This window comes from Variovorax sp. GW821-FHT10D07, assembly GCF_059415325.1.
The window spans coordinates 477223-496283 of record NZ_JBWKMZ010000003.1 but is presented as its reverse complement, the minus strand read 5'-3'; the positions used below and the strand labels follow the sequence as shown (position 1 = coordinate 496283).

At 70.7% G+C, this 19061-nt stretch carries 15 protein-coding genes; 5 read left to right on the top strand and 10 right to left on the bottom strand.

What is annotated here, in order from left to right; all coding sequences use genetic code 11:
- Positions 1-41: 41 nt before the first annotated feature.
- Positions 42-1502 carry an extracellular catalytic domain type 2 short-chain-length polyhydroxyalkanoate depolymerase gene (locus AC07PU_RS12670; RefSeq protein WP_495317860.1) on the bottom strand — a complete coding sequence of 487 codons (1461 nt, stop codon included), beginning with the start codon at positions 1500-1502 and terminating at the stop codon, positions 42-44.
- Here AC07PU_RS12670 and AC07PU_RS12665 point away from each other — a divergent pair.
- Positions 1465-1698, top strand: coding sequence for a hypothetical protein (locus AC07PU_RS12665; RefSeq protein ID WP_495318320.1), 234 nt, complete (start codon positions 1465-1467; stop codon positions 1696-1698). The two genes, AC07PU_RS12670 and AC07PU_RS12665, sit on opposite strands and share 38 nt — an antisense overlap.
- Here the strand turns inward: AC07PU_RS12665 and AC07PU_RS12660 are convergent.
- The 5 genes from AC07PU_RS12660 to AC07PU_RS12640 form a co-directional block, all read right to left on the bottom strand.
- Positions 1682-2869: a substrate-binding domain-containing protein gene (locus tag AC07PU_RS12660; RefSeq protein WP_057594307.1), complete on the bottom strand. Its 1188-nt coding sequence runs from the start codon at positions 2867-2869 to the stop codon at positions 1682-1684. The two genes, AC07PU_RS12665 and AC07PU_RS12660, sit on opposite strands and share 17 nt — an antisense overlap.
- A 144-nt stretch (positions 2870-3013) precedes the next feature.
- Entirely contained in the window at positions 3014-3289 is a 276-nt protein-coding gene (locus AC07PU_RS12655) for a hypothetical protein (RefSeq protein ID WP_495317858.1), read from the bottom strand.
- Positions 3286-3618, bottom strand: a complete 333-nt coding sequence (locus tag AC07PU_RS12650) for a hypothetical protein (protein ID WP_057594309.1) — start codon at positions 3616-3618, stop codon at positions 3286-3288. Before AC07PU_RS12650 ends, AC07PU_RS12655 begins: the two co-directional genes overlap by 4 nt.
- Positions 3619-3667: 49 nt before the next feature.
- On the bottom strand, positions 3668-4777 hold the full coding sequence (locus tag AC07PU_RS12645; protein ID WP_495317856.1) for a DUF4272 domain-containing protein: 1110 nt from the start codon (positions 4775-4777) through the stop codon (positions 3668-3670).
- A 40-nt stretch (positions 4778-4817) separates the two neighbouring features.
- On the bottom strand, positions 4818-6344 hold the full coding sequence (locus tag AC07PU_RS12640) for a sigma-54 interaction domain-containing protein (protein WP_296781900.1): 1527 nt from the start codon (positions 6342-6344) through the stop codon (positions 4818-4820).
- 302 nt (positions 6345-6646) lie between these two features.
- Here AC07PU_RS12640 and AC07PU_RS12635 point away from each other — a divergent pair, with 302 nt between their 5' ends.
- From AC07PU_RS12635 to AC07PU_RS12620, 4 genes are read left to right on the top strand one after another with little or no spacing between them, the layout of a single operon-like run.
- A complete protein-coding gene (locus AC07PU_RS12635; protein WP_495317854.1) occupies positions 6647-7411 on the top strand; it encodes a CerR family C-terminal domain-containing protein in 765 nt (254 codons plus the stop codon).
- Entirely contained in the window at positions 7408-9006 is a 1599-nt protein-coding gene (locus AC07PU_RS12630; protein ID WP_495317852.1) for an efflux transporter outer membrane subunit, read from the top strand. The genes AC07PU_RS12635 and AC07PU_RS12630 overlap by 4 nt, the downstream gene beginning before the upstream one ends.
- The gene (locus tag AC07PU_RS12625) at positions 9003-10211 is read left to right on the top strand and encodes an efflux RND transporter periplasmic adaptor subunit (RefSeq protein WP_495317850.1); all 1209 of its coding nucleotides are present in this window, start codon (positions 9003-9005) and stop codon (positions 10209-10211) included. The genes AC07PU_RS12630 and AC07PU_RS12625 overlap by 4 nt, the downstream gene beginning before the upstream one ends.
- A 21-nt stretch (positions 10212-10232) precedes the next feature.
- The gene (locus tag AC07PU_RS12620) at positions 10233-13337 is read left to right on the top strand and encodes an efflux RND transporter permease subunit (RefSeq protein ID WP_495317848.1); all 3105 of its coding nucleotides are present in this window, start codon (positions 10233-10235) and stop codon (positions 13335-13337) included.
- Here the strand turns inward: AC07PU_RS12620 and AC07PU_RS12615 are convergent.
- From AC07PU_RS12615 to AC07PU_RS12600, 4 genes are all read right to left on the bottom strand, one after another.
- A complete protein-coding gene (locus AC07PU_RS12615) occupies positions 13334-15763 on the bottom strand; it encodes a TonB-dependent receptor (protein ID WP_495317846.1) in 2430 nt (809 codons plus the stop codon). The two genes, AC07PU_RS12620 and AC07PU_RS12615, sit on opposite strands and share 4 nt — an antisense overlap.
- A 126-nt stretch (positions 15764-15889) precedes the next feature.
- On the bottom strand, positions 15890-16861 hold the full coding sequence (locus tag AC07PU_RS12610) for a FecR domain-containing protein (protein ID WP_495317844.1): 972 nt from the start codon (positions 16859-16861) through the stop codon (positions 15890-15892).
- A complete protein-coding gene (locus tag AC07PU_RS12605; protein WP_208507840.1) occupies positions 16858-17370 on the bottom strand; it encodes a sigma-70 family RNA polymerase sigma factor in 513 nt (170 codons plus the stop codon). The genes AC07PU_RS12610 and AC07PU_RS12605 overlap by 4 nt, the downstream gene beginning before the upstream one ends.
- A gap of 170 nt (positions 17371-17540) precedes the next feature.
- On the bottom strand, positions 17541-19061 hold the full coding sequence (locus AC07PU_RS12600) for a tripartite tricarboxylate transporter permease (protein WP_093344269.1): 1521 nt from the start codon (positions 19059-19061) through the stop codon (positions 17541-17543).

The window sequence follows — 19061 nt, the reverse complement described above, 5'->3', positions numbered from 1 at the left end:
GGTCATTGCGAAAACGAAAAGTCCAGGAAGGTCGACCGGCCTCAACAGCTGCCGATCACGTAGTAGTTGGGGCCGGTCTGCTTCAGCGTGGTGGTCACGTAGATGTTCCACAGGCCCATCGATTGCCCCGAGCCGTAGGCATAGGTCAGGCCCCACAGCGCATAGGCACGGCCGGCCACGGTGTGGGTGTAGTTGCTCGCGGTGAAGCAGGTGCCGCCGCCGCTGCTGCCGCCGGTGGTGGTGCCGGTGGCGGCGGCCGACATCGCGCCCTCGGCATTGGCAGCGGTCAGGCCGGTCACGGTCCAGCTGTAGCTGGTCGAGGGTGCCAGGCCGGTGTCGGTGTAGCTGGTGCCGGTCACCGGCGAGGCGTTGACCTTGCTGCCGCCGCGATAGACGTTGTAGCCGCTGGCGCCGGCCACGGCGGTCCAGCCGATGACCATGCTGGTGCTGGTCGCGCCCGAGGTGCCCACGCCGGTGGGCGCGGGCAGCGCGCTGCCGCCTCCGCCGCCGGTCAGGCGGTCGACCATGGCCTTGACGGCCGCCATCTGCGGGCCGGACTTCTTGGCGTAGTTGACGCTGCCGTAGCCCCACCAGTCCCAGCAGCTGTTGGTGGCCGCGGTGCTGGTCTGCGGATAGACCAGCACGATGTTGTTGGTGTCGGCCCAGCGGTTGTAGCCGGTCTTCTTCACGTACTGGTCGCCCACGTCCGTGTAGTTCTGCTTGCAGCCGTGCAGCACCACGTGCACGCGGCAGCTGTTGCCGCTGCCGGCCGCGCAGGCCGCGGGCGTGTAGAGCCAGCCGGTGGCGGCCATGCCCGAGCCGCCCGAGAACTCGCCCTGGTTGAACTCGGTGAAGCTGCCGCCCAGCGTGCCGTTGTTGCGCGCGTTGAGCGGGCCGTAGAGGTGCTTGAGAATCTCGCCCGCGAGATCGAAGCCGCAGTTGTTGATGTAGGGCGAGGCCGTGGTGGCGCAGGCGCCGCCGTAGTCGTCGGTGACCATCGCATGGCCCGCGCCGAGGTTGTTCTTGTAGACCGTGTTGGCCGCCGGCACGAAGCTCTGGTAGTAGGTCTTGAGGTCGTCCATCACCGGCTGCTTGACCGTGTTGTCGGAGGTGCCCGAGAACAGGTAGACCTTGGAGCCCGTGAGGTTCGACACCGGGTCGATCGCGCCGCTGGCGGCCCAGCTGTTGGTGGTGCTCACGAGCGTGGACACCGGGATGCTGCTCGCATGCGTCATGCAGCGGCCGGTGGCGTTGAGCACCGAGCCTTCGGCGCAGTAGTACGGGCCGCCGGCCACCACGCCGGCGCCGCGCTTGAAGGTGGCCGAATAGGCCACGTGCAGTTGCACCGCCATGAAGCCGCCGGCCGACAGGCCGGACACGCTGACCTCCGCCGGGTTCGCGCCGAGCGCCGGCAGCGGCACCGCCGCCGCCGCGCCCTGCGCGGCCACCGCCATGGCCGCGGCCATGGCCAATCTCTTCCAGTTCCAATTCATCGCTGGCATCGCTGTCTCCTTCCGTTATGGGTGTAAGAACGCTGCTTGGCTGATCGAGGACTCGGCCGTGGAGCACGCCGCCCGCGCGGACGCAGGCTGGCGCTTCGCCCGGCGGCCATCCGGGGCGAAAGAGAAAGAAAACGGTGGCGGCGCGCGGCGCCGCGTTCAGGTGGCGGGAAGCGCCGGACTCAGCGCTTGTTCTTGATCGGGATGTCCATCTCTTCTGGCTTGATCTCGTGCACCAGCTCCGGCACGCCCCAGGCGAAGGCCGGGTCGACCTTGATCTTGAAGTGGTACATCGACTGCATCGCCTGGTGGTCTTCCTTGCGGAAGGTCATCTTGCCCTTGGGCGTGTCGAAGCTCATGCCTTCCATGGTGCTGATGAGCTTGTTCGTGTTGGTGTCGCCGTTGGTCTTCTTGAGCGCCGTCACCACCGCCATCGCGGCCGAGAAGCCGCCGGCCGTGAAGAAGTCCGGCGGCGTCTTGAATTCCTTGTAGTGCGCCGCGACCATCGCCTCGTTCACCGGGTTCTTCGGAATGCCGAAGTAGTAGTAGGCCGCGCCTTCCATGCCCGGCAGCGCCTTGTAGGCCGCCATGGCCGGCAGGATGTTGCCGCCGGTGGCGATCTCGATGCCGTAGCGCTTGAGGTCGAGGTCGACGATCTTGAACGGGTTGCCCGCGCCGGCCCAGACGATCCAGATGATCTTGCGGCCCGGCTGGTCCTTGAGCTTGTCGATCAAGCGCTGGGCGCCGGCCGTGAAGTCGGTGGTGGCGGGCGGCAGGTACTCCTCGTGGACCAGCTTGGCCTTCTTGAGCGCGGCACCGAAGGCCTTCACGCCGTCGCGGCCGAAGGCGTTGTCCTGCGCCAGCGTGGCGACGGTCACGCCGGCCTTGTCGACGGCCACCGCGTTGGAGATCGCGTCCTGGCTCGAATTGCGGCCGGTGCGGAAGATGTACTTGTTCCACTTGTCGCCGGTGATCGAGTCGGCCACGGCGGGCTCGACCAGCAGGATCTTCTTGTACTCCTCGGCCACCGGCAGCATCGCCAGCGCCACGCCCGAGGCGGTCGGGCCGACGGCCAGCGCGGCCTTGTCGTCGGAATAGGCCGCGGCCAGCAGCGACTTGCCGAGGTCCGGCTTGCCCTGGTCGTCCTTCTCGATCACGACCAGCTTCTTGCCCGCGACGGTCATCGTGCCCTCGGTGGCGTAGTTCAGGCCCATCATGAAGCCGGTCTGCGTCTGCTTGCCGTAGGCCTCGAGCGCGCCGGTCTTGCTGTAGATGTGGGCGATGCGGATCTCCCCGGACTGGGCCCAGGCGGGTGCGGCGGCGGCGCAGGCGGCGAGCGCGGCCAGGGCGACGAGGTGGCGACGGTTCATTCGTTGTCTCCTGATAAAGATGACTGAATATTGCACACTTCGTGCCACGCGCTAAGCCGTTGATAACAAAGGTTTCCCCATTCGGGGAACGCGCGATTCGGCTGAATTCAGAACAGTTGTCGTGTCTGAATTTCAGGCGACTGTCTATTTTTCAGTCAGGGTTTTCGCGGAGACCCGGCGCTCCTCGATCCATTGCCTGAACTGCCGCTCGGCCTGCAGCCGGAATTCGTTGCGCGCGTGGTTGCAGGCCGCATGGGCCAGCCGCCGGTGCTTGGGCGAGCGCACGCCGCCCAGCGTGGCGTCGACCAGGTGCTCGATGGTGGCCGATTCGGGCCGGCCATGCGGCTCCTCGAAGTCCATCGGCAGGCCGCACCAGTGGCAGTTGGGGCCGAAGGTGGAACGCAGGGCGCGGACACTCACAGGCTGGCGTACTCGAGGATTTCCTGGCCCATCAGCGTGCAGTCCTTGCCCGCCACGTGATAGATCAGGCGCATGCGGTAGTTGCCCTTGTAGATCGAGCCCCAGACCTCGAGCACGCGGAACTGCTGCGCCTTGTTGGCGGGGTTGCGCAGCGGCGGCAGCTCCTTGACCTCGGAGCCGACGCGGATGCGATCGTCCTCGCCGAAATGGAACACCAGCAGCTTCTTCGCGCGCGCGACCGCCTCGTCGGCGCAGGGCGGCGCGGCCAGGGCGGCGCCGGCACAGGCGCACGATGCGGCGAGGACGAGGGAGCGGATCGGTGTCTTCATGGAAGGCTCTGGTGGAAGGCAGGTTCGCAGGCGGATGGAGGCCGCATTGTCAGGTGGGCGTGTCGACCTCGTCCCACTCGCGGTCCTCGAAGCGCACCAGCCAGTTCAAGGCGCGATGCCGCTCGGCGATCACGCCCGCATCGAGTCCCGGCGGCACGGGGACCTGCTGGAGCCCGGCCTGGCGTACGCGCCAGTGCAGGCGGTAATGCAGGTCGAGCCCATCGAGGATTTCGCCTTCGCCGCGCATGCGCAGCGAACGCAGCGCGCCCGGCAGGTCGCGAGCTTCCAGCATCGTGCGTGCGGCGAGCGGCACGTCGCAGATCGCGCCGGGAAAAGGCAGTGCATCGACCAGGCCCATCGCCCACTCGAGCAGATACAGGCATTCGTAGCGCCAGCCGAACTGGACGACATCGGACGCCAGCGGTTCGGGGTCCGAGAGGAAAGCCTGCTCCGCCGGCGTGAGCTGCGCCCGTGCCGAGGGCAGCCGCTCGAACAGGTCCTCGGGCGCCAGCGGCTCCTTGCTCGCGAGCGACTCGGCCCGCGCCGATACCGCCAGCAGCGCGAAGGCCCGGCCCGCGATCTCCTGCGGCGCGCGCAGCCGCAGCTCGGGCTCGCAGACCAGCGGCGGCAGGTGCCGCGGGACCTCGATGCCCCGCGCCGCGAGCGCTGCCTCGGTGCGCGCCTTTCGCTCCCAGGCCTCGGACGGATAGGGCAGCGCGGCTTCGCCATCGGGCTCCTCGCCCGCCGCCGACAAGAGGATGCGCCCCCGGGGATCGCGAATGCTGCCGTCGGGCAGGAACACGATCGCGTTCGCACGCACGGCCCAGTCCGAGAACGCATCGAGCAGGCCCTCGTCGATCGACAGGCTCAGGTGCTGGCGCACGCGCTGGACATGACGCATCACGTGATAGCGGTTGCGCGACATCGTGCCGTCGCCGCGGCTCAGCACGTAGCCGACGAAGCCGGCCAGGTGGGGCGCGAGTTCGGGGTCCGACAGATCGCGGCGACCCTGCAGGGCATGGGGAAACTCGAGCGCCGGTACATCGGCGCGCGTGCAGTAGGCGTTGACCAGGACCCGCTCGCCCTGCCCGGCCTCCTCGGCGCGGCTTGGCGCCGGCCGGCCCAGCGCCCCCTTCAATCGCGTCAACAAGCCCTTCATCGATGCTCTCCTCCTTCGTGGTCCGCGCTCGGCGCGCGGGTCAATCCGCCTGGTTCGTCATGCGCTCGTACAAGGTCGCCCGCGAGATGCCCAGCAGCCGCGAGGTCGCGAGCTTGTTGCCCCCGGTCGCCGCCAGCGCCGCGCCGATCGCGCGGCGCTCGAGCTCGGCCACCTGCTGCGCGAGCGGCCGCAGCAGCGCGGCCTCCTCGTCGGCATCGTGGGCGTCGCGCAGCGCGGCGGGCTGCGCGATCTGCTCGAGGCCGGCTTCGCGCAGGATGCGCTCGAGCTGCGCCGCGTCGATGCGCTGCGAGTCGCTGCGCATGGTCACCTGCTCGAGCACGTTGCGCAGCTCGCGGATGTTGCCGCGCCAGTGCTGGCCGGCCAGCAGCGCGAGCGCGTCGGGCGTGAGCTCGGGCGGGGCCTCGCCGCTGCGCAGCGCCATGTCCTCGCCGAGCGCCTCGACCAGCGCCGGAATGTCGGAGCGCCGCTCGCGCAGCGGCGGCACGCGCAGCGGCAGCACATTGAGGCGGTAGTAGAGGTCCTCGCGGAACTGGCCGCGGCGCACCAGCTCGGGCAGGTCGCGCGAGGTGGCGGCGATCACGCGCGCATCGAAGGGAATCAGCTTGTTCGAACCCAGCGGCTCGATCTCCCCTTCCTGCAGCGCGCGCAGCAGCTTGGCCTGCAGGCCCAGCGGCATGTCGCCGATCTCGTCGAGGAACAGGCTGCCGCCGTCGGCCAGCTTGAACTTGCCCTCGCGCCCGCGCTTGTCGGCGCCGGTGAAGGCGCCCGGCGCGACGCCGAAGAACTCGGCCTCGAGCAGGGTGTCGGGCACGGCCGCGATGTTGAGGCTCACGAACTGGCCCCTGGCGCGCGCCGAGGCCGCATGGATCGCATGCGCGAGCAGCTCCTTGCCGGTGCCGGTCTCGCCGAGCAGCAGCACCGGGCTCGCCGACTGCGCCGCGCGGCGCGCATGGCGCTTGACCTCGACCGCGGCCGGGCTGCTGCCGATGAAGCTCGCGAAGGTGTACTTGGAACGCCGCTGGCCCTCGGCCGCCTGCTGGTAGAGCGGGTTGTTGCGCTGGCTCGCGAGCTCGCGCCGCGCATCGTCGAGGTCGCGCTGCAGCAGCGCGAACTTGCTGATCAGCGGCTGCAGGGTGGTCTCGGGCTGGTCGAACAGCACGATGCCGATGGCGCCGATCACCTCGCCCGCGCCGTCGGCACGCTCCTCGCGCAGCGGGATGCGGCTCACGACGAAGGTGCCGGCCTTGTTGGTCAAGAGGTCGATCAGGATCGGCTCGCCGCTCTCGAGCACGCGGCGCATCTGGGTGTTGGGGATCACGTCCTCCACCATGTGGCCAAGGAACTGGTCGATCGACGAGAAGCCCAGCGCGGGCAGGAAGCGGCGGTAGCCCTCGTTGACCCAGACGATGCGCCCGCTGCGGTCGACCAGGAACATGCCCTGGCTCATGCGCGAGAACAGGTGGAACATGGAACGCGCGGCCAGCGCGAGGATGCCGTCGGCATCGAGCGGCAGGGCGGAGGGCGCGGCGGCGGTGGAGGCAGGCATGCGCGGATCGTAGCCTGCATCAATCCGCAACAAATCCGGCATCGCCGGCCGGCGCGGCCGGGTCAGAATGCACGGGCGCGCGAGCCGGCACCGCGATCGAAAACCACACCAGGAACAGGGTGCCGCCGCCAGGCAGCGATGGGCCTCCTCCCCGCCACCCACGCGCCACGCCAGAACGCTGCGCCCCGCCCCCGTGTGCCCACCGTCCTGCGTTGCACCTGTCTTCAGGAGACCTTCAGCATCGCCTCAGGCGAGCCTAAGTTAATCAATCGTTTGATTTTCGGCATGGTGTAATCGCCCGCATGAAGTCCACGGCCCCTCCTTCGACGCCGCCAGCGCGCAAGACCGCCGCCGCCCCGCGCGCGCCCCGCAGCGACGGCGCCGAGGCGCGCCAGCGGCTGCTCTACACCGCGCTGCGGCTGTTCGCGCAGAAGGGTTTCGCCAAGACCTCCACGCGCGAGATCGTGCGCGAGGCCGGGGTCAACATCTCGGCCATCAGCTACTACTTCGGCGACAAGGCCGGCCTCTACGCCGCCACCTTCAGCGAGCCCATGGGCGGCAACGCGGGCGACTTCGTGGCGCTCTACGCCGCGCCCGGCCTCTCGCTCGAGGAATCGCTGCGCATCTTCTTCGCCAAGATGGTCGAGCCCTTCGACCAGGGCGAGGTGGTGCGCCAGTGCATCCACCTGCACATGCGCGAGATGCTCGAGCCCACCAGCCTGTGGGCCAAGGAGCTCGAGCGCGACATCAAGGACCCGCACCGCGCGATCGCGGCGATGCTGTGCCGCCATCTCGGCGTGGCGCGCGCCGACGACGACATCCACCGGCTGACCTTCGCGATCACGGGCCTCGCGATGCAGCTGTTCGTGAGCCAGGACGTGATCGAGGCGATCCGTCCCGCGCTGCTGCGCACGCCGCGCGCCGTCGACACCTGGGCCCGGCGCCTCGCCGGCTATGCGGTGGCGCTGGTCGAGGCCGAGGCGCTGCGCCGCGCCGCCGACCCGGTGCCGCCTGCGCGCACGCAGGCGCCCCGCCCTCCATCCCGCTCCGGGAGAAAGACAGCATGAGACGAGTTCCACGACCGATCGCCATCCTCTGCCTGAAGGCAGGCCTCGGGCTCGGCCTGGCCGCCGGCCTCGCCGGCTGCGGCCTGACCCGCCCGCCCGCCGCGGTCGGCGCGCCCGCCCCCGCGCAATGGCATGCGCCGCTGCCGCATGGCGGCTCGCTCGCCCAGCTGGCCGAATGGTGGCGCCAGCTCGACGATCCCTTGCTGGTCGACCTGATCGCGGCCGCCGAGGGCGCGAGCCCCAACGTGGCGAGCGCCGCGGCGCGGCTGGCCGAGGCGCGCTCGACCCGCGTGCAGGCCGGCGCCGCGCTGCTGCCCAGCCTCGATGCCACGGGCTCGGCGAGCCGGGGCACCGCGGGGCTCACGGGCGGCACGCCATCGGGAAGCAGTGGTGGCGCCAGCTCGGGCTCCGGCAGCACCTCGGCCACCACGCCCATCACCACGCTGCAGGCCGGCCTGCAGACCAAGTGGGAGATCGACCTGTTCGGCCGCCTGCGCGCCGACCGCGACGCGGCCGTGCAGCGCGAGCGCAGCGCCGATGCCAAGTGGCACGAGGCGCGCGTGTCGGTCGCGGCCGAGACCGCCAACGCCTATTTCGCCGAGCGCGCCTGCCAGCAGCAGCTGCGCGTGGCCGAATCCGACACCCGCTCGCGCGGCGAGACCGCGCGCCTGACCGACCTCTCGATGCGCGCCGGCTTCACCGCGCCGGCCGATGCCGCGCTCGCACGCGCCAGTGCCTCCGACGCCTCGGGCCGGCTGACGCAGCAGCGCGCGCAGTGCGCGGTGCAGCGCAAGGCGCTGGTGGCGCTCACGGGCATCGCCGAGACCGAGCTCGAGACCCGGCTCGCGGCCGCGCCCGCGCAGCGCGCGCTGCCGGCCGTGGGCCGCATCGACAGCGTGCCGGCCAACGCCATCGCCCAGCGGCCCGACGTCTACGCGGCCGAACTCGGCGTGGCGGCCGCCAGCGCCGACGTGGGTTCGGCCGAGGCCGAGCGCTATCCCCGGCTCACCATCTCCGGCAACATCGGCCGCACCGGCTTTCGCGTCAGCGGCTTCCGCGAATCGATCGAGACCTGGACCGTCGGGCCGGTGGCGCTCACCGTGCCGCTGCTCGACGGCGGCGCGCGCGCGGCCAATGCCGACGCGGCCAAGGCGCGCTACACCGAGGCCGTGGCGCTCTACCGCGCCAACGTGCGCCAGGCGGTGCGCGAGGTCGAGGAGGCGCTGGTCAACCTCGACGCCACCGATGCGCGCACCGGCGACGCCGACACCGCGGTGCAGAACTATCAGGCCTCGTTCAATGCCACGCAGGCGCGCTTCGACAGCGGCCTGGCGAGCCTGTTCGAGCTCGAGGATTCGCGCCGCACGCTGTTCAGCGCGCAGACCGCGCGCGTGTCGCTGCAGCGCGAGCGCGCCGAGGCCTGGGTCGCGCTGTACCGCTCCATGGGCGGCGGCTGGACCCGCCCGGGCACCGCGGCAGCCGCCGCCGAAGCCGCGCCGAAGCGCGTCCCCGTGACCATCATCACCACGCCGGGCCGCACCCTCACCATCTACCGCTCCTCCACCCCGGCCGCCAAGGTCGCGACGTCGCCATGAAAAGCCCCTCCCGCTCCACCCTCATCGTCGTCCTGGTCGTCGTCGCCGCCGTCGCCGCGGCGCTGTTCCTGTTCGGCCGCGGCAAGCCCGCCGACGCACCGGCGCAGCAAGGCCAGCAGGCGCCCGCCAAGGACGGCAAGGCCGCCCCGTCGCGCCCCGTGCTCACGGTCACCATCGGCCAGCCCGAGACCACCGAGCTCGCGGTGACGCTCGCGGCCAACGGCAATGTCGCGGCCTGGCAGGAGGCCAGCGTGGGTTCGGAATCGAACGGGCTGCGGCTGGCCGAGGTGCGCGTCAACGTCGGCGACCTGGTGAAGAAGGGCCAGGTGCTCGCCACCTTCTCGCCCGAGACGGTGCAGGCCGACATCGCGCAGGCCAAGGCCTCGCTGGCCGAGGCCCGCGCCACCGCGGCCGACGCGGCCGGCAACGCGGCGCGTGCGCGCACCCTGCAGGCCACGGGCGCGCTGAGCCAGCAGCAGATCAACCAGTACCAGACCAGCGAGCAGACCGCGAAGGCGCGCGTCGAGGCCGCCGAGGCGGTGCTGGCGGCGCAGCAGGTGCGCGGCCGCAACACGCAGGTGCTGGCGCCCGACGACGGCGTGATCTCCGCGCGCAGCGCCACCGTGGGCAGCGTGGTGTCGGCCGGCACCGAGCTGTTCCGGCTGATCCGCCAGGGCCGGCTCGAATGGCGCGCCGAGGTCACTTCGGCCGAGATCGCGCGCATCGCGCTCGGCACGCCGGTGTTCGTGGTGGGCGCCAGCGGCGCGCAGGTGCAGGGCAAGGTGCGCAGCATCGCGCCCACGGTCGATCCGCAGACGCGCGCGGCGCTGGTCTACGTCGACCTGCCGCCGGTGCAGCAGAACACCGGCATCAAGGCCGGCATGTTCGCGCGCGGCGACTTCGAGCTTGGCCGCAGCAGCGCGCCCACGGTGCCGCAGAGCGCGATCGTGCCGCGCGACGGCTTCAACAACCTGTTCCTGCTGAAGGAGGACAACCGCGTCTCGCAGCTCAAGGTGCAGACCGGCCGCCGCGTCGGCGACCGCGTGGAGATCACGAGCGCGCTGCCGCAAGGTGCGCGCATGGTGGTCCAGGGCGCGGGCTTTCTCAACGACGGCGACCTGGTGAAGGTGGTCGATGCGCCCGCGCGCGCCCCGGCCGCCGCGGCATCGGCCCCGGCCGCGCCGTCCGCCGGCAACGGCAAGTAAGCCAGCCCCGGAGAAACCGCCATGAACGTTTCCGCCTGGTCCATCCGCAACCCCATCGCGGCGGTGATGCTGTTCGTGCTGCTCACCTTCGGCGGGCTGCTGTCCTTCAACGCGATGAAGGTGCAGAACTTCCCCGACATCGACCTGCCGACCGTCACCGTCTCGGCCTCGCTGCCGGGCGCCGCGCCCTCGCAGCTCGAGAACGACGTCGCGCGCAAGATCGAGAACTCGATCGCCACCGTGCAGGGCCTCAAGCACATCACGACCAAGGTGCAGGACGGCGCGGTCACGCTGATCGTCGAGTTCCGGCTCGAGAAGCCGGTGCAGGAGGCCGTGGACGACGTGCGCTCGGCGGTGCAGAAGGTGCGCGCCGACCTGCCGGCCGACCTGCGCGACCCGGTCATCACCAAGCTCGACTTCGCGGCCCAGCCGGTGCTGGCCTTCACCATCGCCTCGAGCCACATGGACGCCGAGGCGCTGTCGTGGTTCGTCGACAACGACGTGAGCAAGAAGCTGCTGGCGCAGCCCGGCGTGGGCGCGGTCGCGCGCGTGGGCGGCGTCACGCGCCAGGTGCACGTGGACATCGATCCGAACAAGCTGCAGGCGCTAGGCGCCACCGCCGCCGACATCTCGCGCCAGCTGCGCCAGGTGCAGGTGGAGAGCGCGGGCGGCCGCTTCGACCTCTCGGGCAGCGAGCAGCCGGTGCGCACGCTCGCCACCGTGACCTCGGCCGACCAGTTGAACGCGATGCAGATCGCGCTGTCGGACGGCCGGCGCGTGCGCCTCGACCAGGTGGCGCGCATCAGCGACACCATCGCCGAGCCGCGCGCGGCCGCGCTGCTCGACGGCAAGCCGGTGGTGGGCTTCGAGGTGGCGCGCAGCCGCGGTGCCAGCGAGGTGGAGGTGGGCGCGCTGGTGCACAAGGCGCTCGACGACCTCAAGGCCCAGCATCCCGACATCGAGCTCACCGAGGCCTTCAACTTCGTGGAGCCGGTGCAGGAGGAATACGACGGCTCGCTGCACCTGCTGTACGAGGGTGCCATCCTCGCGGTGCTGGTGGTGTGGCTGTTCCTGCGCGACCTGCGCGCCACCTTCGTCTCGGCCGTGGCGCTGCCGATGTCGGCCATTCCGGCCTTCATCGGCATGCACCTGCTGGGCTTCTCGATCAACGTGGTGTCGCTGCTGGCGCTGTCGCTGGTGATCGGCATCCTGGTCGACGATGCGATCGTGGAGGTCGAGAACATCGTGCGCCACCTGCGCATGGGCAAGTCGCCCTACGACGCGGCGATGGAGGCGGCCGACGAGATCGGGCTGGCGGTGATCGCCACCACCTTCACGCTGATCGCGGTGTTCCTGCCCACGGCCTTCATGAGCGGCGTGGCCGGCAAGTTCTTCAAGCAGTTCGGCTGGACCGCCTCGCTCGCGGTGTTCGCCTCGCTGGTGGTGGCGCGGGTGCTCACGCCGATGATGGCGGCCTACCTGCTCAAGCCCATCGTCGACCAGGAGAAGGAGCCGCGCTGGCTGTCGGTCTACATGCGCTGGGTCACCTGGTGCATGACGCACCGCTTCAAGACCATGGTGCTGGCCACCCTGTTCTTCTTCGGCTCGCTGGCGATGATCCCGCTGCTGAAGACCGGCTTCATCCCGCCCGACGACAACTCGCAGACCCAGGTCTACCTGTCGCTCGCGCCCGGCGCCACGCTGGCGCAGACGCAGGCCACGGCCGAGGAGACGCGGCGCCGGCTGATGGAGGTGCGCCACGTGCGCAGCGTCTACACCACGGTGGGCGGCGGCAGCGCGGGCGGCGATCCGTTCGCGAACTTCGGCACGCCCGAGACGCGCAAGGCCACGCTGACGGTGAAGCTCGATCCGCGCGGCGACCGGCCGCGCAAGCAGGTGATCGAGAACGAGATCCGCCGCGCCCTCGAGACCCTGCCCGGCGTGCGCAGCACGGTGGGCCTGGGCGGCTCGGGCGAGAAGTACATCCTCTCGCTGTCGGGCGACGACCCGGCCACGCTGGTGGGCGCCGCGCGCGACGTGGAGCGCGACCTGCGCACCATCGCCGGCCTGGGCAACATCACCTCCACGGCCAGCCTGATCCGGCCCGAGATCGCGGTGCGCCCCGACTTCGCGCGCGCCGCCGACCTGGGCGTGACCAGCAGCGCGATCGCCGAGACGCTGCGCGTGGCCACCCTGGGCGACTACGACCAGTCGCTGCCCAAGCTCAACCTCGCGCAGCGCCAGGTGCCGATCCTGGTGAAGCTCGAGGACAGCGCGCGGCAGGACCTGGCGCTGCTCGAGCGCCTGACCGTGCCCGGCAGCCGCGGCCCGGTGATGCTGGGCCAGGTGGCGCAGCTCACGGTCGAGGGCGGCCCGGCCGTGATCGACCGCTACGACCGCTCGCGCAACGTCAACTTCGAGATCGAGCTCTCCTCGGTCGGCCTGGGCGACGCCAAGAACGCCGCGATGGCCCTGCCCTCGATCCGCAACCTGCCGCCGGGCGTGCGCGTGACCGAGGTCGGCGACGCCGAGGTGATGACCGAGCTGTTCAACAGCTTCGGCCTGGCGATGCTGACCGGCGTGCTGTGCATCTACATCGTGCTGGTGCTGCTGTTCAAGGACTTCCTGCACCCGGTGACCATCCTGTGCGCGCTGCCGCTCGCGCTGGGCGGCGCCTTCGTCGGCCTGCTGCTGGGACAGAAGGCGCTGTCGATGCCCTCGCTGATCGGCCTGATCATGCTGATGGGCATCGCGACCAAGAACTCGATCCTGCTGGTGGAGTACGCGATCGTGGCGCGCCGCGACCACGGCATGAACCGCTGGGAGGCGCTGCTCGATGCCTGCCACAAGCGCGCGCGGCCGATCATCATGACCACCCTGGCCATGGGCGCCGGCATGGCGCCGATCGCCTTCGGCTGGAGCGCCGCCGACTCGAGCTTCCGCTCGCCGATGGCGATGGCGGTGATCGGCGGGCTGATCACCTCGACGGTGCTGAGCCTGCTGGTGGTGCCGGCCGTGTTCACCTACGTCGACGACATCGAGCACTGGATCCGGCGCACGGTGCGCAGGCTGCGCGGGCAGCCGCCGGATCCGCACATCGACGACGACCTGGCGAAGGCGCCCTAGAAGTCGAAGCTGGCCTGCACCTGCCAGGTCCGCGGCGGCGCCACCGAGATGAAGTTGCGCCCCGCGATGGTCCAGTAGCGGTCGTCGAGCAGGTTCGAGATGCCGGCGCGCAGGGTGGTGGCCACGCCGTTCACGCGCGTGGCATAGCGCGCGCCGATGTCGATGCGCTTCCAGGAGGGCACGCGCTGCGTGTTCGCGAGGTCGACCCAGGCGCTGTCGGTGTAGATGTAGCGGCCGGTCAGCGTGAGGCCGGGCATGGCGGGCACGTCGTACTCCAGGCCGAGATTGGCGGTGAACTCGGGCACGCCGATGGCCTTCCTGCCGTCGCTCGCGCCGCCCGCGGTCTTCGACATGCGCGCGTCGATCCAGGCCACGCCGCCCAGCAGGCGCAGGCCCTTGCCGATCTCGCCGAAGCTCTCGATCTCCACGCCCTTGTTGCGCTGCAGGCCGGCGGCGCGGAAGAAGTTGTCGCTGTCGACGAAGGCCGTGGCCTTGCGGATGTCGAAGTACGCGACGGTGAGGCCATGGCTGCCGCGGTCCCACTTGAGGCCGAACTCGTGCTGGCGCGACAGGTAGGGCGCGAGCTGCTCGCCCGCGTTGCGCGCGCCGGCCGGCGCCACCGCGCCCTGGGCCAGCGACTCGGCGTAGTTGCCGTAGACCGAGATGCCGTTGTCGAACCTGTAGAGCGCGGCCACCGTGGGCGTGGTCTTCGACTGGTCGTAGGGCAGCTTCCTGATGCGCTGGTGGCGCGCGCCCAGCGTGACGAACAGGCGATCGTCGAAGGCCGAGATGGTGTCGGCCACCGCGAGGCTGTCGAGGTCGAGCGCCGGGCTGTCGACGCCCTGCACCACCGGCACGCCGAAGGCGAAGGGATTCGGCACCAGGTTTTGCGTGTAGATGCTGCCGACCACGCGCTGGGGCAGAGGCAGCGACTGCGAACGCATGTCGAGCAGCTGCTGGCGCTGCGACACGGCGCTGAGCGCGAGCTTGTGCTTCGTCGCCCCGAGCGAGAAGCTGCCGCGCACGCCGACGTCGGCCACCTGGTTGGACTGCGTCCACAGCAGGCTCGAGGCGCTGCTGTAGTTGACCTGGCCCAGGCCGTTGATGGTGGTCTGGTCGATGTAGCGGCGCTCGGGCGCGGTCTCGCGCAGCTTGCCGAAGCGCGCATAGGCGGTCCAGTTGTCCGCGAAGTCCCACTCGGTGCTCAGCAGCGCGAAGGGCTGGCGCACCTCGAGCATTTCCCATGAGGGCTTGGGATGCACCTTGGGATCGGGCGGCGGCGGCAGCGCGGCGCCGGGCTGCAGCAGCCAGTGGTTGAACAGCGGCGACGAGGTGCGCCGCGTGTAGCCGGCATCGAGCACGGCGCGAAAGCGGTCGCCGCGGTAGTCGAGCGCGATCTGGGCCGCGGCCAGGCGCCGGTCGGCGCCGTCGTAGACCCGGCCGTCCTCGGCACTGAGGTTGATGCGCGCGCCGAACTGGTGGTCGGCGCCGAAGCGCTGGCCCAGGTCGACATGCGTCCCGAGCAGCGAGCGCTGGTTGGCCGACAGCGTGATCGAGCGCACCGGCGTGTCGGTGGCGCGCTTGGGCACCAGGTTGAAGCTGCCGCCGGTGGTGCTGCCGTAGCCCGAGGCGCCGACCAGCCCGGCCGCCGGCCCCTTGAGCACCTCGAGGCGCTCGTAGTGCTGGATCGGGATGTTGCTGTACGCGAACAGGCCCTCGAGGCCATCGAACAGGTAGGCGTCGCTGTTGGTGAGGAAGCCGCGGATCGAGCTCTGGTCGAGCGGCGAGGTAGCCGACAGGCTGGTGCGGATCGAGGGATCGTTGGCCACCATGTCGTTGACGTTGCGCGCGCCCTGGTTGCGGATCAGCTCGGCCGTGTAGGCCTTGGTGCTGAACGGCGTCTCGAAGATGTCGGCCGTGCCCAGCATGCCGAGCCGGCCGCCGCGCGCCACCTGCCCGCCCGCGTAGGGCGCCGCGAGCACTTCGGCCGCGGGGCCGGCGGCCGTGACGGTCACCGGCGCCAGTGCCGCGCCGCCGGCGCCGGGGACCACGGGCGCGCGCGCCTCCACCCGGCGCAGCGAGAAGCCGCCGCCCTGGCGCGGCACGGCCTCGAGCGCGCTGCCGGCCAGCAGCGCGGCCAGTCCGCTCGCGATGTCGTGGCGGCCCTCGAGCCCGCGCGTGACGGCGCCCGCGACCAGCACCGGGTCGTAGCTGAGGTTGACGCCCGCGCTGCGCGCGAAGCGGTCGAGCGCGGCATCGAGCGGGCCGGCGGGCACGCTGAAGCTGCGGATCTCGTCGAGTGCCTGCGCGCGCGCCGCCTCGGGCAGCGCGGCGGCGGCGAACACGCCGAGGGCCAGCGCGGCATGCAGCGCCGTGTGCAGCGCGAAGGTCGGCGCGCCGGCGGCGCGGAATCGGGAAAGGCTCATGGGTCTGGACAGGCTCGAAGGATGGAAGGCGCTCGTCGCCGAGCGGGTTCATCCAGGAGGTCGGACGAGAAACGCGATCCCCTCAGTTTTTTCGCGCCATCCTCGAAATTTTTTTTAAAAGCCCGCTCAGGCCGGCGGCCCGACCGACACCCAGTAGCGCGTGCGCAGCCGCACCGAGATCGGCTGCGTCTGCGCGAGGAACTGCAGCGCGCGGTCGCTGTCGCGCACATGGAACACGCCCGAAACCCGCAGCTCGGCCACGGCCGGATCGCACAGCACCACGCCATGGCGGTAGCGGCCGAGCTCGGCCAGCAGGTCGGCCATGCGGATGTTCCGGCCGGCGATCACGCCGTCGACCCAGCCGTCCTCGTCGAAGCCGCGGCTGGCGGCCGGCGTGCTGCCCGATTCGGCGAGCCAGCGGCTCTGGCCCGCCTGCACCACGGCCTCGGCGGGACCGTCGCCCGGATGCAGCGCCACCGCGCCCTGCTGCACGCTGACGCGCGCGCGCCGTTCGTCGATGCGCACCACGAAGCGCGTGCCCAGCGCCTGCATCCGGCCGAACGGCGTGTAGACCCAGAACGGGCGTTTGGCGGCGGCGCCAGCATCGTCGCCGGTGCTGACCATGATCTCGCCGCGCCGCAGCACCACGAGGCGGCGCTCGCCGTTCAGGTCGGTGCTGACCGCGCTGTCGGTGTTGAGCACCAGCGTCGTGCCGTCGGCCAGCCGCAGCGTGCGCTGCTCGCCGGTGCCGGTGCTGGCATCGGCCAGCAGGCGCTGCCACGGCGCATGCTCGCGCAGCAGCCAGCCGGCGCCCAGCGCCGCCCCGGCCAGCGACAGCAGCTTGAGCGCGCCACGGCGGCCGCGCTGCTGCCGATGCAGCTGCGCGGCCTGCAGGGTGTCGCGCGCGGGGCCGGCCGGCACACCGGCAAAGCCGCGCCGCAGGTCGCCGACACGCTGCCAGGCCTGCGCATGGCGCGGATCGGCCGCCAGCCATTGCGCGTGCGCGCGCTGCATCTTCGGCGTGGGTTCGCCATGGGCCAGCCGCACCGACCACAGGATGGCGGCGTCGATCACGCTGTCGGGCAGAACCACGCTCATGCTTCGAAGCGGAAGGCGTAGCAGGCCCGCAGCGCCTTCGCCACGTAGCGCTCGGCGGTGGCGAGCGAGACGCCCAGCCGCTCGCCGATCTCGCGGCAGCTCAGGCCGTCGAACTGGGCCAGCAGGAAGGCGCTGCGCACGGCGGGCTTGAGCGTGTCGAGCATGCGGTCGATCTCGACCAGCGCCTCGAGGATCAGCAGGCGTTGCTCGGGCGAAGGCGCGGTGGCCTCGGGCATCTGCGCGAGGGTTTCGAGCCAGGCCTGCTCGAGCTCGCGGCGGCGCCAGTGGTCGATCACCAGGCCGCGCGCCACCGACGACAGGTAGGCGCGCGGCTCCTTCATGCCCACCGGTTCGCGGCGCGCCAGCAGGCGGAGGAAGACGTCGTGCGCGAGGTCCGCGGCATCGAAGGCATTGCCCAGGCGACGGCGCAGCCAGCCCTGCAGCCAGCCGTGATGGTCGCTGTACAAGCTTCGGACTTCCTGCTGCAAGGCGGATTCGGCCGCGGCCATGGCACTTCTCCAACGAGTGCCGGGCACCCATCAACGAATAAGAATAGTTCTCATTTTATGGAATTCGGCCGGTACCTGAAACCGTTCGTGTTCGCGCACAGGGCGGCAACCCAAAGAAAAAGCGCCGCGGGCATCGCTGCCCGCGGCGCTGTGTCGGTTGGCGACCGGCCTCAGCTCGAGGCCGCGAGCCGCGCGAGTTTCTTCTCGCTCATGCGCTTGGCCACGCGCGGCAGCACCAGCACGGCGACGATCACGATGACGATCACGATCGACTCGGGCCGCTGGAAGAACACCACCGGGCTGCCCTGCCCCATCGAGATGGCGTTGCGCAGGTTGGCCTCGGCCAGCGGGCCCAGGATCATGCCGACCACCACCGGCGCGGTCGGGAAGTCGAAGCGCCGCATCACCACGCCCAGCAGGCCGATGGCATAGAGCAGGAACAGGTCGAAGGTGTTCTGGCGCATGCCGTAGGCACCGACGGTCGCGAAGATCAGGATGCCCGCATAGAGCTGCGGCTTCGGGATCTTGAGCAGCTTGACCCACAGGCCCACCATCGGCAGGTTCAGCACCAGCAGCATGAGGTTGCCGATGTAGAGCGAGGCGATCAGCGCCCAGACCAGCGCGGCCGAGGTGGTGAACAGCTGCGGGCCCGGCTGAATGCCGTAGTTCTGGAACGCGCCCAGCATGATGGCCGTGGTGTTCGAGGTCGGGATGCCGAGCGTGAGCAGCGGGATCAGCGCCGCCGTCACGGTGGCGTTGTTCGCGGCCTCGGGACCGGCCACGCCCTCGATGGCGCCGGTGGTGCCGAACTCCTGCTTGGCGTCCGCGTCCTTCGCCATCTTCTTCTCGGTGGCATAGCTCAGGAAGGTCGGGATCTCGGTGCCGCCGGCCGGGATGCAGCCGAAGGGCGTGCCGATGGCCGCGCCGCGCAGCCAGGCCGGGATCGAGCGCTTCCAGTCGCGCTTCGTCATGTGCACCCGGGTCAGCTTGTTCTGGCCCTCGACCACGCGGCCTTCGTAGAGCACCGCGTAGAGCACCTCGGCCACCGCGAACAGGCCCACGGCCACCAGCACGATCTCGATGCCGTCGAGCAGCTCGGGCATGTCGCCCGTGTAGCGGCCCTGGCCCGAGATCTGGTCGAGGCCGACGCAGCCGATCGCGAGGCCCGCGAACAGCGCCGTCATGCCGCGCAGCGTGCTCTTGCCGAGCACCGCGCTCACGGTGGTGAAGGCCAGCAGCATCAACAGGAAATACTCGGGCGCCGCGAGCCGCACCGCGTAATCGGCCACGAAGGGCGCGAACAGCGTGACGACCACGGTGGCGATGGTGCCGGCGACGAAGGAGCCGATGGCCGCGGTGGCGAGCGCCGCGCCCGCGCGGCCGCTCTTGGCCATCTTGTTGCCCTCCATCGCCGTCACCATGCTGGCGGTTTCGCCGGGCGTGTTGAGCAGGATCGAGGTGGTCGAGCCGCCGTACATGGCGCCGTAGTAGATGCCCGAGAAGAAGATCATCGAGGCCGTGATGTCGACCTTGCCGGTGATCGGCAGCAGCATCGCCACCGCGACCGCGGGGCCGATGCCGGGCAGCACGCCGACGGCCGTGCCCAGCGCGCAACCGATCAGGCACCACAGCAGGTTGATCGGAGTGATCGCGGCTGCGAAGCCGCTCATGAGGGCGTTGAAGATGTCCAT